A 2,082-nucleotide genomic window follows, 5' to 3' on the forward strand; every position below is an offset into this window, starting at 1 on the left:
ATAAAGATGACTTCAAACCAAATACAGTGAAACCATTAGAAGATGCAGTTGCAGCGGGTGAAGCAGCGAAAGCAGACGCTACTAAGACTCCAGAAGAGTTGAAAGAAGCGGCTAAAGCTATCACTGATGCGCAAAAAGCTTTAGAAGCAAAAGCTAATAAAGATGAGTTAAACAAAGCTATTACAAATGCTGACGGTCTAACTTTAGATCCAACAGACGCAGAAGATAAAGCAGTCCAAGATGCTTTAAATAAAGCGAAAGAAGTTCAAGCAGATCCTAATGCTTCTCAAGCAGATGTTGATGCGGCAAAAGAAGCTTTAGAAAATGCAGTGAACGCTAAGAATGCACAAGATGCAAAAGAAGCTCAAGCAGCAGCGAAAGCTAAACAAGACGCTTTAGATGCATTAAAAGCAGAGTTAGAAAAAGTCGCTAAAATTAACAAAGACAACTTCACTCCAAACACAGTTGCACCATTAACTGAAAAAGAGGAAGCTGGTAAAGCGATTGTTGCAAATCCAGATGCGAAAACAACTGAAGAAATCAAAGAAGCAACTCAAGCATTAATTGATGCAGAAAATGCATTACAAGCTAAGTCAGACAAAGCCGCTTTACAAGCAGCGATTGATAAAGCGAATGCTTTAGGTGAATTGAATCCTGCTGATGCTGAAGATAAAGCCGTTCAAGATGCTGTAGCGGCGGGTGAAAAAGTTAAAGCTGATGGCAATGCAACACCACAAGAAGTGGCAGATGCTACAAAAGCAATTAATGATGCCATCGCAGCGAAAGAACATCAAGATGCTTTAGATGAATTAAATAAAGCAATCGACGCAGCAAACGCAGTCAATAAAGCTGACTATAAACCAAATACAGTGAAACCTTTAGAAGATGCAGTTAAAGCGGGCGAAGCTGCAAAAGCGGATGCGACTAAGACTCCACAAGAGTTGAAAGACGCAGCCAAAGCAATTACTGATGCGCAAAAAGCTTTAGAAGCAAAAGCTAATAAAGATGAATTGAACAAAGTAATCACTGCTGCAGAAGATTTAACTTTAGACCCAGCTGACAAAGAAGATAAAGCTGTTCAAGACGCATTAGCTAAAGCGAAAGAAGTTCAAGCAGACCCTAATGCTTCTCAAGACGCAGTAGATGCAGCGAAAGCAGCTCTAGAAGATGCAATTAATGCTAAAAATGCTCAAGATGCAAAAGAAGCGAAAGAAGCAGCAGATGCTAAACAAGCAGCATTAGATGCGTTGAAAGCAGAGCTTGAAAAAGCAAAAGCAATCAACAAAGATGAGTACACGCCTAATAGTGTGAAACCATTAACTGATGCAGAAACAACAGGACAAGCAATTGTTGATGCACCTGACAATAAAACAACAGCAGAAATTGAAGCTGCTACACAAGCATTAAAAGATGCTCAAGCAGGTTTAGTTGCAAAAGCAGATAAAGCAGAACTTGATAAAGCTATCACAACTGCTGATGGATTGAATTTAGATCCAACTGATAAAGAAGATAAAGCTGTACAAGATGCTTTAGAAAAAGCAAAAGCTGTTCAAGCAAATCCAAATGCGACTCAAGATGAAGTTAATGCGGCGAAAGATGCATTAAACAAAGCAATTGAAGCTAAAACTGCTCAAGATCAAGCAGACGCAAAACAAGCAGCGCTTGATGAGTTGAAAGCAGAACTTGCGAAAGTCGCAAAAATCGACCTTAATCAATACACACCTGATAGTGTTAAACCTTTAACAGATAAAGAAATCGAAGGTAATGCAATTGTAGCTATTCCAGATGCAAAAACTACAGAAGAAATCAAAGCTGTAACACAGGCGTTGAAAGATGCTCAAGCTGGTCTAGTTCAAAAAGCTGATAAAGCTGAATTACAAAAAGCAATCGATGCGGCAAATGCTTTAGGTAACCTTGATGCTGCTGATAAAGAAGATAAAGCACTTCAAGATGCAGTAGCAGTTGGTGAAAAAGTGAATGCTGACGGCAACGCAACACCACAACAAGTGGCAGATGCTACAAAAGCAATTAATGATGCAATTGCAGCAAAAGAACATCAAGATGCTTTAGATGAATTACAAA

General features: G+C 39.2%; 1 protein-coding gene. It reads left to right on the top strand.

What is annotated here, in order from left to right; translation table 11 throughout:
* On the top strand, positions 1 to 2,082 hold a 2,082-nt coding region (locus tag HMPREF3270_RS14020), incomplete at both ends, for an FIVAR domain-containing protein (protein WP_176746744.1).

This window comes from Staphylococcus sp. HMSC65H10 (assembly GCF_001839185.1).
In the GTDB taxonomy this organism is placed as follows: domain Bacteria; phylum Bacillota; class Bacilli; order Staphylococcales; family Staphylococcaceae; genus Staphylococcus; species Staphylococcus simulans.